We start from the raw sequence: 15,324 nt of genomic DNA, 5'->3' as shown, positions 1-15,324 counted from the left end.
GCGGGCCCACGTTAGGTGGACACCCGGTCGGAGACGGCGCGCCGCGCCCGGACACGCGGGAGGTGTTCGCCGGGACACGTCCAGCCGATCAGGCCAGGCCGAGCACCGCGAGGGCCGCGCGGGCGGCCTCCCCGCCCTCGTCCTCGGCCACCGCGAGCGCGCCGGGCACGTCGAGGTCGTCGAGCAGGCGCTCCATCACGGCGTCCGCGGCCGCGACGCCCCGCGCCGGCCGGGCCGCTGCGGCGTAGAGCCGCTCGAGGCGGGCCGCGGCGGCGTCGAGGGCCCCCGGCTCGATGTCCCAGGCGCTCGCCCACGGCCGGTCGAGCAGCAGCAGACGCACGGCCGCGGCGGGGTGGGTCTCGAGCAGCTCGCCAACGAGCAGGAGGTTCCCGGCCGACTTCGCCATCTTCTGCCCGTCGACCCGCACCGTCCCGACGTGCAGGCGCGCGCGGGCGAAGGGCCGCACAGCGGTGACGGCCTCGACCATCGCCGCCTGGTGGGTGTGGTGGGGGTGGCGCAGGTCGGCGCCGCCGATGTGGAGGTCGACGGCCGGCCCGAGCATCGTCAGCGCCATCGCCGCGCACTCCGCGTGCCAACCCGGGCGCCCGTCGCCCCAGGGGCTGGGCCAGGCCGCCTCGCCGGGCGACGCCGGCCGCCAGACCAGCGCGTCGGCGGGGTCGTCGGCACCCGGCCAGGGAGTCTCGCTCGACGTCTCGTCGGGGTCGGCGGGGATCTCGGGCGCCGGCACCTGACCGGCGCGGAACAGCACGGCGCCGTCGCGCTCGTAGGCCGCGCCGCGCTCGAGCAGCGCAGCGGCGAGGGCGACGACCCCGTCGACGTGGTTGTGGGCGCGCGGCTCGTGGGTCGGCGGGCGCACCCCGAGGGCGGCCATGTCGCGGTCGAAGCGGAACTGGCCCACGGCGGCGAAGCTGTCGAACCGCGCCCCCGCCCGCTCGGCGGCGGCGTCGAGGACGTCGTCGACGTCGGTGACGTTGCGGCAGGTGACGAGCTCGACCCCGGTGCGCCGCAGCACCCGGGAGGCGACGTCGGCCCAGACGAACGTGGCCGCGTGGCCCAGGTGGGTCGTGTCGTACGGGGTGATGCCGCAGACGTAGGCGCGGGCGCGGCCGACGAGCGGCAGCGGGGCCCCGGCGAGGCGGAGTGTCATCGGTGGCGTCATGAGCGGACCCTTCCCGTGCGCTTGGCCGCGCGACGCCACTGCACCATCCGCCCGAGACCGGGGATCGCGAGCAGCAGCACCCCGGCGATCGCGGCGAAGAGCAGCCAGATCCCCAGCGGCAGGGTGGCCTCGAGCCCCAGGAACGCCACGCGGGCGGGATCGAGGTTCTGGAGGATGAACACGAGCAGGAACACCAGGACGACGGCGCCGAGGATCAGCCCGATCCAGGCCCCGCCGACGCGCGTGCGTCCGGGGCTCGTCTGCACGCGCGGCCGGGCGGCGGCGGCGGCGTCCGGGATGGTGAGGGGCTCCGACGGCGGGGTCCGGCCGGCCGAACCCGGATCCGCCGGAATCGGGTCGACGGTGCCCGACCCGGCCACCTCGGCCCGCGAGATGGCGCCCGTGCCGGGGGTGGTGGGCCCGTCGGCGGGCGACGGCGCGCCGTACCGGGGCTGCTCGCTCATGGTCGTCATCCTCCCCCGTCACACGCGCCCGCGTCAGACCCGGTCGGACCCCTCAGCGCGCCACCGCCACCGTGACCCCCCGACCCCGCTGCTTGCCGACGACCAGCTCGCCCCCGCCCCGCTCGCGGGCGGCCAGCAGGGCGGCGGCCTCGGCGACGCTCCCGGTGCCGGTCAGCCGGCGCACGACCGGCGAGGGTGCGGGACGTCGACGGTGTCGAGGACCGAGGCGGGGTAGGCGCGCAGGGTCCGGCCCGCCGCCAGCGTCGTCACCGCGGGCTCGCCCGCGCGGGTCTCGATGGTGGCGACGACGGCGACGTCCTCGACCAGCCCGAGGGCCGCCACCGCGTCGAGCAGGTGCTCCGGCGGCGTGCCCGGCTCGACGCCGACCCCGAGGACGAGCACGCCTACGGGGTCACCAGCGCGTCGAGGACCTCGGCGACGTGGTCCTGGATCGACAGGTGCCCGACGCCCGGCAGCCGGTGGATCCGCGCCGTCCCGGCCGGCAGGCGGGAGGCGATGTCCTCGGCGTGGTGCATCGGCACCATCTTGTCGTCCTCGCCCTGGAAGATCTCGACAGGCGCCGTCACCGCGTCCCAGTCGAGGTGCCAGGCGTTCGCCCAGAGCCGGTACTCGTCCATCACGCCGCGCGGTCCCTGGCGCAGCGACTCCACGAAGAAGGACATCTCCTCCTTCGCGGGGCGCCGGGCGAGGAAGTCCTTGTCGGGCTGCGCGAGCTCCGCGGAGATCTGGCCGATCGCGGCGCCCGGCACCAGCTGCGTCGCCCATTTCTGGACGCGCAGCGCCATCGCCTCGCGGCGCGGGTTCTTGTCGATGAGCTCGAGCATGTCGAGGTCGGACTTCGCGAGGCCCTCCGTGGCACCGGGGCGGTCGTCGATCGGGCCGGCGCCGGCCATGAGCGCGGTCCCGGTGACGCGCGGGCCGCACCCCGCCGCGCAGGACAGCGCGAAGGGACCGCCGGCGGAGTAGCCGATCGTCGCGAACCGGTCGATGCCGAGCACGTCGGCCAGCGCGAGCACCTCGTCCGCGTAGCCCGGGATCGTCCGTCCCGGGAGGGGGTCGGAGCCACCGATCCCGCCGCGGTCGGGGCACAGGACGCGCAGCCCGCGCTCGCGCGCCGGGGCGTCGGTGAACTCCTTGCCCAGGCGGCTGTCGGGGGTGCCGTGGAAGAGGAAGACCGGGGCGCCGTCGGGGTCGCCGTGCTCGGCGAGGGCGACGGTGCGCCCGTCGACGGTGACGTTCATGAGGGCCTCCGGCCACGTGAGGGATCTGGGTCGTCGGGACGACCCCTATCACTCACGTGGCGCAGCCATCGTGCGATGCCACCCGGACGGCTGACGGGGTGGGTGTGCAGGTAGGAGGCGTGGACGCCGCCGGTCACGAAGCCCTCGGGCTCCGCGCCGTCCCACCGCCAGGCCGCGGACGTGCCGGCGCGCGGGGTGGCGACGGTGCGGTGGAACTCGTGCCCCGTCACCGTCTCCCCGGCGGCGGCGAGCGGGGAGTCCGCGCAGGCGGTGGCGGTGCGGTAGCCCAGGGACAGGCGCGGGCCCATCGCCGCGTCGGCGTCGAGCACCCCGCACATCGGCGCGCCGTCCAGCGAGCGGGCGAGGTAGAGCAGCCCGCCGCACTCGGCGTGGACCGGGGCCCCGGACGCCGCGAACGCCCGGATCGCCGCGCGCAGCGGGGCGTTGGCGCTCAGGGTTTCGGCGTGCTCCTCGGGGAACCCGCCGGGCAGCACGAGGCCGGCCGTCCCGGGCGGCAGCGCCTCGTCGCGTGCGGGGTCGACGGTGACGACGTCGGCGCCCCCGGCCGCCAGCATCTCGGCGTGCTCGGGGTAGCCGAACGTGAACGCGGCCCCGCCGGCGACGGCGACCACCGGCGCGCCGGGGACGCGCTCGCCGACCGCCGGGTCCCACGGCGTCGTGGCTGTCGCGGGCGCCGAGCGCGCGAGGGCCACGACGGCGTCGAGGTCCACGTGCCCGGCGACCAGCGCCGCCATCGCGTCCACCGCCGCGCGCGCCGCGCTCCCGTGCTCGGCGGCGGTCACCAGCCCCAGGTGCCGCGACGGCACCGCCAGCTCCGCCCGCCGGGGCAGCACCCCGAGCACGGGGAGCCCGACCTCGGCGCACGCGGCGCGCAGGACCTCCTCGTGGCGGTTCGACCCGACCCGGTTGAGGATCACGCCGCCGAGGCGCAGCCGCGGGTCGAAGTCCCGGAACCCGGCGAGCAGCGCGGCGACCGAGCGGGACTGGCCGCGCGCGTCGACCACCAGCACCACGGGCGCCTCGAGCAGCCGGGCGACGTGGGCGGTCGAGCCGTCGGCGTTCGGGTCGGCGGCGATCCGGCCGTCGAAGAGCCCCATCACACCCTCGACCACGGCCAGCTCCGCGCCGCGCGCCCCGTGCGCGAGGAGCCCCGGCAGCGTCGCGGGGTCGACGAGCACCCCGTCCAGGTTGCGACCGGGGCGCCCGGCGGCGAGGGCGTGGTAGCCGGGGTCGACGTAGTCGGGCCCGACCTTCGCCGGGGCCACGGCCGTCCCGCGCGCCGCGAGGGCGCCGAGCAGACCGGTGGCGACGGTGGTCTTGCCGCTGCCGGACGAGGGCGCCGCGACGACGACCCGGGGCGGCAGCACTACCACTCGATCCCCTTCTGCCCCTTCTGACCGGCATCCATCGGGTGCTTGATCTTGGTCATCTCGGTGACGAGGTCCGCGGCGTCGGTCAGCGCCGGCGGCGCGTCCCGGCCGGTGACGACGATGTGCTGGTAGCCGGGCCGGTGGGTGAACACCTCGACCACCTCGTCGACGTCGATCCAGCCCCACTTCAGCGGGTAGGTGAACTCGTCGAGCACGTAGAAGTCGTGCGCACCCGCCTCGAGCCGGCGCCGGATCTCCGCCCAGCCCTCCCGCGCGGCCTCGGCGTGGTCGGACTCGGTCCCGGCCTTGCGCGACCACGACCAGCCCTCGCCCATCTTGTGCCACTCGACGGGCCCGCCCTGCCCGGTGTCGCGGTGCACGTCGCCGAGGGCGCGCAGGGCGGTCTCCTCGCCGACCCGCCACTTCGCCGACTTCACGAACTGGAACACCGCGATCGACGACCCGGCCGTCCACTGGCGCAGCGCGAGCCCGAACGCGGCCGTCGACTTCCCCTTGTTCGGCCCGGTGTGCACGAGCAGCAGCGGACGACGCCGGCGCTGGCGCGTCGTCAGCCCGTCGGCGGGGACGGTGCTCGGGACCCCCTGCGGCACGGCTGCCCTCCTTCCGTATGTGAGTGAAGTTCCCGGCTATAGCCGGGAACTTCACTCACGAGGCTCGGAACTGCTCCACGACACCGGCGACGGACTCGCCGGTCAGCTCGTCCAGGGTGACGACGGTGCCGCCGGCGACGCGGGCGAGGCGCCCGGCGAGCCCCAGGCGCACCGGCCCCGACTCGCAGTCGACGACGACCGTGCTCACGCTCGCACCCCGCCCGCCGGCGCCGGCGTCGCGCGCGAGCCCCCGGGCCGCCTCCAGCGCGGCGTCGAGCCCGCCGGACGCCGTCGCGCGCCCGTCGGTGAGGACCACGAGCAGGCCGCGGCGCCGGGCGTCCCGGGTCCGCTCGGTGCGCAGGACCGCCCGCGCCGTGCGCAGGCCCTCGGCGAGCGGGGTGCGCCCGCCGGTGCGCAGGTCGTGCAGGCGGGCGTGCGCGGCGTGCACCGAGGTGGTCGGCGGCAGGGCGACCGTGGCGTCACTCCCCCGGAACGTCACCACGCCGACCCGGTCGCGGCGCTGGTAGGCGTCGCGCAGGAGGGCGGCGACGGCCCCGGTGACCGCGCTCATCCGCTTGCGCGCCGCCATCGATCCCGACGCGTCGACGCAGAAGAGCACGAGGTTGCCCTCGCGGCCCTCGCGCACGGCGTGGCGCAGGTCGGTCCGCGCGACACCGGCGGCGCCCCGCCCGGCCGCCGCCAGCATCGTGGCGGGCACGTGCAGCGTGGTGTCGTCGCGGGCGTCGGGCACCGCGCGCACCACGCGACCCTGCTTGCCCCGCGCCCGCGAGCGCCGGCCCGGCGCGCCCTCCCCTGTGCCGCGCACCTCGAACCGGCGCGCCCGCAGCCGCGTCGACGCCGGTGCTCCGACCGGCACGCCGGCGGGCTCGGGCGCGTCGCGCCCGGCGCCGGGAGGCGGCTCGGACGCGGTCCCGTTCCCGGACGACGGCGGCGGGGATGACGGGGCGGACGACGAGGGCGGCGGCGCCCCGCCACCGGGGCCCCTCCCCGGACCCCCGCCGTCGGGCCCGGGATCGTCGGGGCCGGGGTCGTCGGGGCCGGGGTCGTCGGGACCGTCGTCGTCCGGTCCCTCGCCGCCGCCCTCGGGGGGCGGCTCGGTGTCCTCGGAGGAGTCCGCGGAATCTGCCGCCTCGTCCGCCTTCTGCATCGCCTCGTCGAGCTCGTCCTCACCGAGGTGCGGCTCGTCGAACGGGTCGCGCCGACGGCGGTGCGGCAGGGCCAGGCGGGCCGCGACGCGCACGTCGGAGGCGTCGACGGCCTCCGCCCCGCGCCACGCGGCGTGGGCGACGGCGGTGCGGGCGAGGACGACGTCCGCGCGCATGCCGTCGACCTCCACCTCGGCGCACAGCGCGGAGATCCGCACGAGCTCGGCGTCGGGCAGGGCAACCGACGCCAGCCGGCTACGGGCCTCGACGAGCCGGGCCCGCAGGGCGTCCTCGTCGCCGGCGAAGCGCGCGGCGAAGGCGTCGGGATCGGCGTCGTGGGCGAGGCGCCGGCGCACGACCTCGGTGCGCTCGGCGACGTCGCGGGACGCGGCGACCCGCACGGTGAGCCCGAAGCGGTCGAGCAGCTGCGGACGCAGCTCGCCCTCCTCCGGGTTCATGGTGCCGACCAGCAGGAACGCCGCCGGGTGGGTCAGCGAGACACCGTCGCGCTCGACGTGCGCGCGTCCGGTGGCGGCGGCGTCGAGCAGGAGGTCGACGAGGTGGTCGTGGAGCAGGTTGACCTCGTCGACGTAGAGCACCCCGCGATGCGCGGCGGCGAGCAGGCCCGGGCGCACGGAGGTCCGCCCGTGGGCGAGCACCTCCTCGAGGTCGAGCGACCCGGTGACGCGGTCCTCCGAGGCGCCGACCGGCAGCTCCACCAGGCGCACGTCCCGGCGCTCGCGCGAGGCGTCGGACGGGAACGGGCCGTCGGGGCTCTGCTCCCCGGCGTCGACGTCGACCGAGAACCGGTCCCCCGCGACGACCTCGACCGGCGGCAGCAGCGTGGCCAGCGCGCGCACGATCGTCGTCTTCGCGGTGCCCTTCTCCCCGCGCACCAGGACGCCGCCGATCCCCGGGTCGACCGCGGTGAGCATCAGGGCGAGACGCAGGTCCTCGTGGCCGACGACGGCCGAGAACGGGAAGCCCAAGGGGTGTCCTCACGGATCGGGAGTCGAGGTTCGACGGACCCTAACCCACAACATCTGAGCGATCGCTGAGATGAGTGCGACTCCGCGGAGCGGGACCCGGACCGGGGGCTGTGGTCCGGGTCCCGTCTCCGTCTCGCCGGACCGGCCTGCCCGCCGGTCCGTCGTCTCTCCCCCGTGAGCGGAATTCACGGCTATAGCCGTGAATTCCGCTCACGTGAGCTGGGAACGCAACGCATCGCGCAGGGCCGCGACGCGCACGTAGTAGCCGGGGCGCCCGGCGCGGGCGCAGCCGTCGCCGAAGGACGTGACCCCGATGAGCTTCCCGGCCGCGACGAGCGGGCCGCCCGAGTCGCCCTGGCACGAGTCGACGCCGCCCTGGTCGAAGCCGGCGCAGGTGAGACGGCGGGCGTCGAAGGTCCGGTCGCCGGCGCGGCAGTAGTCGTCGCCGCGCATCGGCACGGTCGCCGTCAGCAGGTAGCGCGAGGGCGTGGCGCTCTCCGAGGTCGCGCCCCAGCCGTAGATCTGGGCGGCGCGCCCGTCCTGGTAGAGCGCCTCGTCGCCCGGCCCGGCGAGCGGCAGCGGCGTGCGGGTGCTGGGGGTCGCGAGCGTCAGGACCGCGAGGTCGGCGCCCTTGCCGACGCCCTCGAACTCGGGGCTGACCCACGCCGAGGTGACCGCGGAGGTGTCGCCGGTGGTCGACTGCTTGTCGTCGCGCCCCGCGACCACCATCACCTGCTTCGGCGTCGTGGTGGCCATGCAGTGCGCGGCGGTGAGGACCTTGGTGGGGGCGACGAGCGTGCCCCCGCAGAACTGGAACCCCGCGCCGTCGGTGAGGAACACCGCCCACGGGTGCTCGTCGGTGGTCGTGCGCGCCCCGCCGACGACCCGGACGCCCGCGTCGACGACCACGCCCGAGCCGCCGTCTCCGGAGTCGTCCCCACCGGGGGTCGTGCCCTCGGAGGCCCTCGCGCCCGCCGCCCCGGCGAGGACGATCAGCAGGGCCGTCCCGGCGAGCACGAGGATCCTCCCGACCGTGGTGATCCCGTCGCGCACGCCGTTCGACATCCGTACTGCCCCTCCCGCTCAGGTCCGTTCGGCGCTCTACCGGGGGCCGTTCGGCGCAGCGGTGGGGTGCCTTCGGGGGAAGAGACCAGCAGTCGGGCCGACCTCGGACAAGGCCGAGCGGGCATAGTTCGCTCCGCCGAGCGACGACGAGCGGTCGATTTCCGTCGACAAACGTCACCATGGAGTGGTCGCGGGACGATGAACGGTCAGCACTGGCCGGTGAACGGCGATCTCGGGACCGCTCGTCGTGGGACGGCGGGGCCACGCCCGGTTCGGTCGCGCACTACCGTGGACGGCGTGCCCCACCACGACCTCGTCATCATCGGCACCGGCTCCGGCAACACGATCCCGGACGAACGGTTCGCGGACATGGACGTGGCGATCGTCGAGCACGGGGTGTTCGGTGGGACCTGCCTGAACGTCGGCTGCATCCCGACCAAGATGTACGTCTACGCCGCCGACGTCGCCGAGACGATCCGCCGGGCGGGCATCTACGGCGTGGACGCGAGCATCGACAAGATCCGCTGGACCGACATCCGCGACCGGGTGTTCTCCCGCATCGACCCGATCGCCGCCGGGGGGCAGCACTACCGCCAGTACGAGGCCCCGAACTCGACGGTCTACCTCGGCCACGCCCGTTTCACCGGCGAGCGGGCGCTCGAGGTGGCCCCGACCGACGGCAGCGAGCCGGTCACCCTCACCGGCGACCGCATCGTCGTCGCCGCCGGCGCGCGTCCCGCGATCCCGCACCTGATCGCCTCGAGCGGCGTGGACTTCCACACCTCCGACGACGTCATGCGCATCGACGAGGTCCCCCGCCGCCTGACGATCGTCGGCGGCGGCTACATCGCCGCGGAGTTCGCCCACGTGTTCTCGGCGCTGGGCGCCGAGGTCACCGTCGCCACCCGCGGCCCGGCGCTGCTGCGCGAGCAGGACGAGGACATCTCGAGCCGGTTCACCTCGCTGGCCGCCCAGCGCTGGACCCTCTACTGCGACGCCGCGCCCACCGCCCCGCCCGAGCAGCGCGCCGACGGCACGATCGTCGTCCACTGCCAGCACGGCCCCATCGAGGGCGACGCCCTGCTCGTGGCCGCCGGGCGCATCCCCAACTCCGACCTCCTCGACGCCGCCGCGGGCGGGCTCGCGCTGCACTCCGACGGGCGCATCGTCGTCGACGAGCAGCAGCGGACCTCGGTGCCCGGCGTCTACGCGCTCGGCGACATCAGCTCGGAGTTCCAGCTCAAGCACGTCGCCAACCACGAGGCCGCGATCGTGCGCCACAACCTGCTCTACCCCGACGACCCGCGGGAGACGAACAACCGGCACGTGCCGGCCGCGGTGTTCACCGACCCGCAGATCGCCTCGATCGGGCTCCGCGAGCAGGACTGCCGCGACCGCGGCATCCCCTACGTCACCAAGATCCAGAACTACGGCGACGTCGCCTTCGGCTGGGCCATGGAGGACACCACCGGCGTCGTCAAGCTCGTCGCCTCGCCGGACGGCACCCTGCTCGGCGCCCACCTCATGGGCCCGGAGGCGTCCTCGCTCATCCAGCCGATGATCCAGGCGATCACCTTCGGCCTGGACGCCCGCACCATGGCGGAGAAGCAGTACTGGATCCACCCGGCACTGCCCGAGGTGCTGGAGAACGCCCTGCTCGGACTCCCGCTCGACCCCGAGCTCTGAAACCCGGGTCGGGGTCTCACTCCGTCCGGCGGAACCGCCACACCGCCAGGGACAGCAGCAGGACGCAGAACCCGATCGTCATGAGGATCTGCACGCCCACGGGCACGACCCAGGTCCCCCAGACGATGCCGGGGTCGAAGCGCGCGCGGGTCGCGGCGTCGACGTCGAGGTGGTCGAAGACCACCGAGCGCAGGGGCTCGACGGCGTAGGTCATGGGGTTGATGTGCGTGAGCACGGCGAGCCACGTCGGCAGCCCCGAGAGCGGGAAGAGCGCCCCGGACAGGAACATCAGGGGCGTGATGACGAGCTGGACCAGCGGCATCGCCGTCTGGATCTGCTTCACGCGCGCCGCCAGCAGCAGGCCGAGCGACGTGATCATGAAGCCCATCAGGAAGATCAGCCCGACCATCGCCAGCAGCATCAGCGGGTCGTAGGGCACACCGACCAGGCCGGCGAGGGCCAGGAGCACGAAGCACTGCAGCGTCGCCACGGTCGCGCCGCCGAGGGCCTTCCCGATGAGGATCGAGGCGGTCGACACCGGCGCGACGAGCATCTCGCGCAGGAAGCCGAACTCCCGGTCCCAGACGATCGAGATGCCGGCGAAGGCCGCGGTGAAGAGCACCGAGATCGCCATCACGCCCGGGAACAGGAACGTCGTGAACGCGACGGACCCGGCGCCCTCACTGCTCCCCAGCAGCGAGCCCAGACCCGTACCCAGCACGAACAGGAACAGCAGCGGCTGGGCCAGCGACGACAGGATGCGCGAGCGGTCCTTGACGAAGCGGATCATCTCCCGCTGCCAGACGACCGCCGCGGCGCGCGCCTCGGTGACGAGACTGCTCACGGGGACCCGCACGGCCTCCGGGGTCATCGTGGTGGTCATCAGCGTCCCCTCATCCGCATCGCCATGGGATGCATGCTCGGCCCGGCCTCCGCGTCGCGGATCGTGGTGCCGGTGTGGGCCAGGAAGACGTCGTCGAGGCTGGGCCGGGTCACGGTGACCGAGCGGATCGTCACGCGGTGGCTGCCGAGACGGTCGAACAGGCGCGGCACGAAGCCCGCCCCGTCGGCCACGGCGATCGACACCGCGCCCTCACGCACGGCGCCCTCGAGCCCGAACTCGGTGCGCAGCGCGCGCAGGGCGACCTCGTCGTCGTCCGTGGTGATCGTGACGCGGTCGGCGCCCACCTGGGCCTTGAGCGCGTCCGGGGTGTCGAGGGCGACGATCCGGCCCTCGTTCATGATCGCGATCCGGTCGCAGTGCTCGGCCTCGTCCATGTAGTGGGTGGTGACGAAGACGGTGATCTCTTCCGTCCGGTGGAGCTCCGCCACGTAGTCCCAGATGGTGCCGCGGGTCTGCGGGTCCAGGCCGATCGTCGGCTCGTCGAGGAAGAGCACCTGCGGCGAGTGCAGCAGCCCGCGCGCGATCTCGAGGCGCCGCCGCATGCCGCCGGAATAGGTGGCGACGGGGTCGGCCCGGCGGTCCCAGAGGCCGACCATGCGCATCACCTCCTCGCGCCGGGCCGGCGCCCGCCGCCGGTCGACGCCGTAGAGCTCCTGGTGGAACCGCAGGTTCTGCTCGCCCGACATCGGGGCGTCGAGCGTCGGGTCCTGGAACACGAGCCCGATGCGCCGGCGCACGGCGGCGCGCTCGCGCACGACGTCGAGCCCGACGACCTCGGCCTCGCCGTCGGTCGGCTCGACCAGGGTGCAGAGGATGTTGATCGTGGTGGACTTCCCGGCCCCGTTGGGTCCGAGGAAGCCGAACGTCTCGCCGCGCGCCACCTCGAGGTGGATGCCGCGCACCGCCTCGATCGCGCCGTAGCGCTTGACCAGGCCGCGGCCCGCGACCGCGGGTGTGTTCATGGCCCCCTCCTCTAACAGCGTTAGGGACGCTACTCTCACACCGTTCGAGGGGGCAAGGAGGACGCATGACGCTGACCCGCGACGCCGTCGTCGACGCCGCGGTGGACCTGCTCGGCGAGGTGGGGCTCGAGGGCCTGTCACTGCGGCGGCTCGCCCGCGACCTCGGGGTCAGCGCGCCGACGCTCTACTGGCACGTCGCCGACAAGCGCACGCTGCTCGACCACGTCGCCGAGCGCCTGCTCGCCGACCAGTGGCAGGTGACGCCCCCCGCGCCCGGCGAGGACTGGGCGGACTGGCTGCGCGAGCGCGCCGTCGTGCAGTACCGGGCCCTCGTCGCCCACCGCGATGCCGCGCTGGTCGTCGCCGGCAACCGTCCGACGGAGGCGTCGCTGCCCGCGGTCGAGGTGGTGCTCGGCACCCTCATCGACGCGGGCCTCTCCCCCGTCGACGCCTTCTCGACCGTCCAGGCGATCGGCAACCTCGTCATCGGCTCGGCGATCGAGTACCACGCCGAGCGTGAGCGGCCGCCGTCCGACCACGGTCGCCCGCCGCCCACCGACCCCGAGGTCTACCCGCACCTCGCCGCGCTCCGGCCGGCGCTCGCGGCGCACACGGGCACCCCCGACGCCCACGAGGCCCTGTTCCGCCACGGGCTCGACCTGATGATCGCCGGCCTGCGCGTGGCCCTGGCGGCGCGCTGACCCGTTCCGGTCAGTCCTCCCGCCGGCGCTGCTCCGTACCCGGGATCGACGGGTTGTCGGACCGCGCCTGCTCGGCGTCGGCCTCCGGCTCCGCAGCGCGCTCGCGCTGCTCGGTCTCGGGCAGCGAGTCGTCCCCGGACTCGGGTGTCGCGTGCCGCCCGCGGCGCTCGGTGCTGGCGATCGACGTGGCGGAGTCGGCGTCCGCGGCCTCCTCGTTCGCGCGCTCGCGCGCCACGGTCTCGGGGAGTGACGGCGGTTCCTCGCGGTGATCCTGGTCGGCCATCTGGTGCTCCCTTTCGACGACGTCGGCGCGGTCACCGTCCGCGCACAGGGCACCCGGCGTCAAGCAGCCGGACGGTCCCACCTCCGGCGGGCCTCAGGACGGAGGGAGCCCGACCGAGGACGCCGTGGTGTCGGCGACGGCGTCGAGGAAGGCCGCGCGGTCGACGACGACGTTCTCGTACTGGCCGAAGAGCTCGAAACCGACGGTGCCGAAGAGCTGCGTCCAGGCCGCGATCGCCGGCAGGACGAGCGGCGGGGCCACGCCGGGGAGCAGGCCGTCGAGCAGCACGCCGTCCCTCGCCCCGTCCCTGTCCCCCTCCTCGGCCGGCGCCTCGCCGTGCTCGGCGACGATCGCGGCCAGGAGCAGGCCCACGCGCCCGGCGGCCGGGATCGTCTCGGCCGGCGCGGCGTAGCCGGGCACCGGCGAGCCGTAGATCAGCGCGTACTCCGCGGGGTGCTCGAGCCCCCACGAGCGCACCGCCCGCCACACGGCGCGCCACTGGGCGCGCGGCGGCGCCTCCGGGTCCCGGGCCGCCTCGGCGCGCTCCCCGACGGCGTCGTAGGCCTCGACGATCAGCCGCGTGAGCAGCTCGTCCCGGCTGGCGACGTAGCGGTAGACCGCCGAGGACACCATGCCGACCTCGCGGGCCACCGAGCGGAGCGAGAGCGCCGCCGCGCCCTGCTCGGCCAGCTGGCGGCGGGCCTCGTCGAGGATCGCTCGGGTGGTCTCGGCGCGCGCCCGTGCGCGGGTCCCGGGGGGCATGCGGGTCATCGTGCCACACAGCGAGAGCAGTGCTCTTGACAACCTCCTCCGGAGCGAGAACAGTGCTCCTCATCGAGAGCAGTGCTCTCGCACCACCGAGGAGGACACCATGGCCGCGACCCACTACCAGGCTCCCGGACGCATCACGCGCACGATCATGAACCCGCTGGTCGCCGGCCTCACCCGGCTCGGGCTCCCGCTCGCCGGCTCCGCCGTCCTCGGGGTCCGCGGCCGCACGAGCGGCGAGGTCCGCACGACCCCGGTGAACCCGCTGCGCCTCGACGGCCGGCGCTACCTCGTGGCCGCCCGCGGGCACACGCAGTGGGTGCGCAACCTGCGCGTGGCGGGCGAGGCCGAGCTCCGCGTGGGCCGGCGCACCGAGACCGTGCGCGCCACCGAGCTCGCCGACGCCGACAAGGCGCCGGTGCTGCGCGCCTACCTGCGTGCCTGGGCGTGGGAGGTCGGCGCGTTCTTCGACGGCGTCGACGCCGACTCGTCCGACGACGAGCTCGCCGCGATCGCCGACCGGCACCCGATCTTCGTGGTCACCCCTATGTGAGCGAAGTTCCCGGCTATAGCCGGGAACTTCACTCACGGGGGACGGGGCTGCCGGGGCACGGGAGCGCGGTTATCGTGCCGCCATGTCCGGTGATCGCGAGCACGAGCTGGTCCTGTTCGGCGCCACGAGCTTCGTCGGCGAGCTGACCGCCGCCCACCTCGCGCGCCACGCGCCCGCCGGCACCCGGATCGCGCTGGCGGGCCGCTCGCGCGAGCGCCTGGAGAAGGTCCGCGACCGCCTGCCCTCGCCCGGCGGGGACTGGCCCCTGATCGTCGCCGACACCACCGACCCCGACGCCCTCGCGCGCATGGCCGCCTCGACGACGGCGCTCCTCACCACCGTCGGCCCCTACGCGAAGTACGGCCTGCCGGTGGTCGAGGCGTGCGCGACGGCCGGCACGCACTACGCGGACCTCACCGGCGAGGTCCAGTTCGCCCGCGAGGCGATCGACCGCTTCGACGAGCCCGCCCGCGCGAGCGGCGCGCGGATCGTGCACTCCTGCGGCTACGACTCGATCCCCTCCGACCTCTCGGTGCTGCTGCTCCACAGCCGCGTCCAGGCCGACGGCGAGGGCGAGCTCACCGACGTCACCACCGTCGCCCGCATCCGCGGCGGCGTGTCGGGCGGCACGGTCGACTCCATGCGGGGGCTGGCCGACGGGGCGCGGGCGGACCGTTCACTCGCCAAGCTGATGCGCGATCCCTACGGCCTGAGCCCGGAGCGCGACGCCGAGCCCGACACCCGCCAGCCCAGCGACAACCCGGCGCCGCACCGCGTCGAGGGCCGCTGGGTCGCGCCGTTCGTCATGGCGTCCTACAACACCCGCATCGTGCGGCGCTCGAACGCGATCGCGGGCTACGCGTACGGCAAGGGCCTGCGCTACGGCGAGGTGATGGGCACCGGCAAGGGGCCGGTCGGCGCGATCACCGCAGGCGTGGTCACGGGCGGGCTGGGCGCCCTGCTCGCCGGATTCGTCACCCCCGGCGTCCGACAGGTGCTCGACCGCGTCCTGCCCAAGCCGGGCGAGGGGCCGAGCGAGAAGACCCGCAACGCCGGGTGGTTCCGCCACGACATCGACGCGACGACCACCACCGGCGCCCGCTACACCGGGCGCGTCTCGGGCTCCGGCGACCCGGGCTACGCGGCCACCGCCGTGATGTTCGGCGAGACGGGGCTCTGCCTCGCCCTCGACGGCGACCGCCTGCCCGACCGCGCCGGCTCGCTCACCCCCGCCACGGCGATGGGCCCGGCGCTCGTGGAGCGCCTGCGCACCGCGGGCCACGTGTACGACGTGGACCGGGCCTGAGTGCAAGCCCTGCGTCCACGCTGGCGTTCGACG

The 15,324-nt window shown here is 75.2% G+C and carries 15 protein-coding genes and 1 pseudogene; 4 read left to right on the top strand and 12 right to left on the bottom strand.

Annotated elements, in window-relative coordinates; translation table 11 throughout:
* Positions 1-88: 88 nt before the first annotated feature.
* The 8 genes and pseudogenes from ACQPYN_RS11080 to ACQPYN_RS11045 all read right to left on the bottom strand — a co-directional run bounded on the left by ACQPYN_RS11080 (position 89) and on the right by ACQPYN_RS11045 (position 8,128).
* The gene (locus tag ACQPYN_RS11080) at positions 89-1,168 is read right to left on the bottom strand and encodes a cysteine--tRNA ligase (protein ID WP_433036767.1); all 1,080 of its coding nucleotides are present in this window, start codon (positions 1,166-1,168) and stop codon (positions 89-91) included.
* An 8-nt stretch (positions 1,169-1,176) separates the two neighbouring features.
* On the bottom strand, positions 1,177-1,644 hold the full coding sequence (locus ACQPYN_RS11075) for a LapA family protein (protein ID WP_433036765.1): 468 nt from the start codon (positions 1,642-1,644) through the stop codon (positions 1,177-1,179).
* 52 nt (positions 1,645-1,696) lie between these two features.
* Positions 1,697-1,986 (bottom strand): annotated as a pseudogene (locus ACQPYN_RS11070) (cobalamin biosynthesis protein).
* 62 nt (positions 1,987-2,048) lie between these two features.
* On the bottom strand, positions 2,049-2,906 hold the full coding sequence (locus ACQPYN_RS11065) for an alpha/beta fold hydrolase (RefSeq protein WP_433036763.1): 858 nt from the start codon (positions 2,904-2,906) through the stop codon (positions 2,049-2,051).
* The gene (locus ACQPYN_RS11060; protein ID WP_433038837.1) at positions 2,903-4,291 is read right to left on the bottom strand and encodes a cobyrinate a,c-diamide synthase; all 1,389 of its coding nucleotides are present in this window, start codon (positions 4,289-4,291) and stop codon (positions 2,903-2,905) included. Before ACQPYN_RS11060 ends, ACQPYN_RS11065 begins: the two co-directional genes overlap by 4 nt.
* 2 nt (positions 4,292-4,293) lie before the next feature.
* The gene (gene cobO, locus ACQPYN_RS11055) at positions 4,294-4,908 is read right to left on the bottom strand and encodes a cob(I)yrinic acid a,c-diamide adenosyltransferase (RefSeq protein ID WP_433036761.1); all 615 of its coding nucleotides are present in this window, start codon (positions 4,906-4,908) and stop codon (positions 4,294-4,296) included.
* A gap of 55 nt (positions 4,909-4,963) precedes the next feature.
* Positions 4,964-7,009 carry a VWA domain-containing protein gene (locus ACQPYN_RS11050; RefSeq protein WP_433038835.1) on the bottom strand — a complete coding sequence of 682 codons (2,046 nt, stop codon included), beginning with the start codon at positions 7,007-7,009 and terminating at the stop codon, positions 4,964-4,966.
* A 264-nt stretch (positions 7,010-7,273) separates the two neighbouring features.
* Positions 7,274-8,128, bottom strand: coding sequence for a S1 family peptidase (locus ACQPYN_RS11045; RefSeq protein ID WP_433036759.1), 855 nt, complete (start codon positions 8,126-8,128; stop codon positions 7,274-7,276).
* Positions 8,129-8,425: 297 nt separating this feature from the next.
* On the opposite strand from ACQPYN_RS11045, the gene ACQPYN_RS11040 reads away from it, so the two are divergent.
* Positions 8,426-9,814 carry a mycothione reductase gene (locus tag ACQPYN_RS11040; RefSeq protein WP_433036757.1) on the top strand — a complete coding sequence of 463 codons (1,389 nt, stop codon included), beginning with the start codon at positions 8,426-8,428 and terminating at the stop codon, positions 9,812-9,814.
* Positions 9,815-9,830: 16 nt separating this feature from the next.
* On the opposite strand, the gene ACQPYN_RS11035 is transcribed toward ACQPYN_RS11040, so the two are convergent.
* The gene (locus ACQPYN_RS11035; RefSeq protein ID WP_433036755.1) at positions 9,831-10,697 is read right to left on the bottom strand and encodes an ABC transporter permease; all 867 of its coding nucleotides are present in this window, start codon (positions 10,695-10,697) and stop codon (positions 9,831-9,833) included.
* Positions 10,697-11,680 (bottom strand): ATP-binding cassette domain-containing protein, encoded by a 984-nt coding sequence (locus ACQPYN_RS11030; RefSeq protein ID WP_433036753.1) that lies wholly within the window; start codon positions 11,678-11,680, stop codon positions 10,697-10,699. The genes ACQPYN_RS11035 and ACQPYN_RS11030 overlap by 1 nt, the downstream gene beginning before the upstream one ends.
* A 65-nt stretch (positions 11,681-11,745) precedes the next feature.
* Between ACQPYN_RS11030 and ACQPYN_RS11025 the strand changes: the two genes are divergently transcribed.
* Positions 11,746-12,381 (top strand): TetR/AcrR family transcriptional regulator C-terminal domain-containing protein, encoded by a 636-nt coding sequence (locus tag ACQPYN_RS11025; protein ID WP_433036751.1) that lies wholly within the window; start codon positions 11,746-11,748, stop codon positions 12,379-12,381.
* A 10-nt stretch (positions 12,382-12,391) separates the two neighbouring features.
* Here the strand turns inward: ACQPYN_RS11025 and ACQPYN_RS11020 are convergent, their stop codons facing one another.
* Positions 12,392-12,664 (bottom strand): hypothetical protein, encoded by a 273-nt coding sequence (locus ACQPYN_RS11020; protein ID WP_433036749.1) that lies wholly within the window; start codon positions 12,662-12,664, stop codon positions 12,392-12,394.
* Positions 12,665-12,757: 93 nt separating this feature from the next.
* Positions 12,758-13,426 carry a TetR/AcrR family transcriptional regulator gene (locus ACQPYN_RS11015; RefSeq protein ID WP_433036747.1) on the bottom strand — a complete coding sequence of 223 codons (669 nt, stop codon included), beginning with the start codon at positions 13,424-13,426 and terminating at the stop codon, positions 12,758-12,760.
* 109 nt (positions 13,427-13,535) lie between these two features.
* Here ACQPYN_RS11015 and ACQPYN_RS11010 point away from each other — a divergent pair, with 109 nt between their 5' ends.
* A complete protein-coding gene (locus ACQPYN_RS11010) occupies positions 13,536-13,985 on the top strand; it encodes a nitroreductase family deazaflavin-dependent oxidoreductase (protein ID WP_433036745.1) in 450 nt (149 codons plus the stop codon).
* A gap of 82 nt (positions 13,986-14,067) precedes the next feature.
* On the top strand, positions 14,068-15,291 hold the full coding sequence (locus ACQPYN_RS11005; RefSeq protein WP_433036743.1) for a saccharopine dehydrogenase family protein: 1,224 nt from the start codon (positions 14,068-14,070) through the stop codon (positions 15,289-15,291).
* Positions 15,292-15,324: the final 33 nt, after the last annotated feature.

The sequence above is a fragment of the Actinomycetospora sp. CA-053990 genome (assembly GCF_050948445.1).
In the GTDB taxonomy this organism is placed as follows: domain Bacteria; phylum Actinomycetota; class Actinomycetes; order Mycobacteriales; family Pseudonocardiaceae; genus Actinomycetospora; species Actinomycetospora callitridis.
This window is presented reverse-complemented; position numbering and strand designations above follow the sequence as displayed.

Excerpts from the sequence above, each read along its gene's own strand:
- ACQPYN_RS11080 (WP_433036767.1), bottom strand. The coding sequence starts at position 1,168 with ATGACACTCCGCCTCGCCGGGGCCCCGCTGCCGCTCGTCGGCCGCGCC.
- ACQPYN_RS11075 (WP_433036765.1), bottom strand. The coding sequence starts at position 1,644 with ATGAGCGAGCAGCCCCGGTACGGCGCGCCGTCGCCCGCCGACGGGCCC.
- ACQPYN_RS11065 (WP_433036763.1), bottom strand. The coding sequence starts at position 2,906 with ATGAACGTCACCGTCGACGGGCGCACCGTCGCCCTCGCCGAGCACGGC.
- ACQPYN_RS11050 (WP_433038835.1), bottom strand. The coding sequence starts at position 7,009 with ATGCTCACCGCGGTCGACCCGGGGATCGGCGGCGTCCTGGTGCGCGGG.
- ACQPYN_RS11045 (WP_433036759.1), bottom strand. The coding sequence starts at position 8,128 with ATGTCGAACGGCGTGCGCGACGGGATCACCACGGTCGGGAGGATCCTC.
- ACQPYN_RS11035 (WP_433036755.1), bottom strand. The coding sequence starts at position 10,697 with ATGACCACCACGATGACCCCGGAGGCCGTGCGGGTCCCCGTGAGCAGT.
- ACQPYN_RS11030 (WP_433036753.1), bottom strand. The coding sequence starts at position 11,680 with ATGAACACACCCGCGGTCGCGGGCCGCGGCCTGGTCAAGCGCTACGGC.
- ACQPYN_RS11025 (WP_433036751.1), top strand. The coding sequence starts at position 11,746 with ATGACGCTGACCCGCGACGCCGTCGTCGACGCCGCGGTGGACCTGCTC.
- ACQPYN_RS11020 (WP_433036749.1), bottom strand. The coding sequence starts at position 12,664 with ATGGCCGACCAGGATCACCGCGAGGAACCGCCGTCACTCCCCGAGACC.
- ACQPYN_RS11015 (WP_433036747.1), bottom strand. The coding sequence starts at position 13,426 with ATGCCCCCCGGGACCCGCGCACGGGCGCGCGCCGAGACCACCCGAGCG.
- ACQPYN_RS11010 (WP_433036745.1), top strand. The coding sequence starts at position 13,536 with ATGGCCGCGACCCACTACCAGGCTCCCGGACGCATCACGCGCACGATC.
- ACQPYN_RS11005 (WP_433036743.1), top strand. The coding sequence starts at position 14,068 with ATGTCCGGTGATCGCGAGCACGAGCTGGTCCTGTTCGGCGCCACGAGC.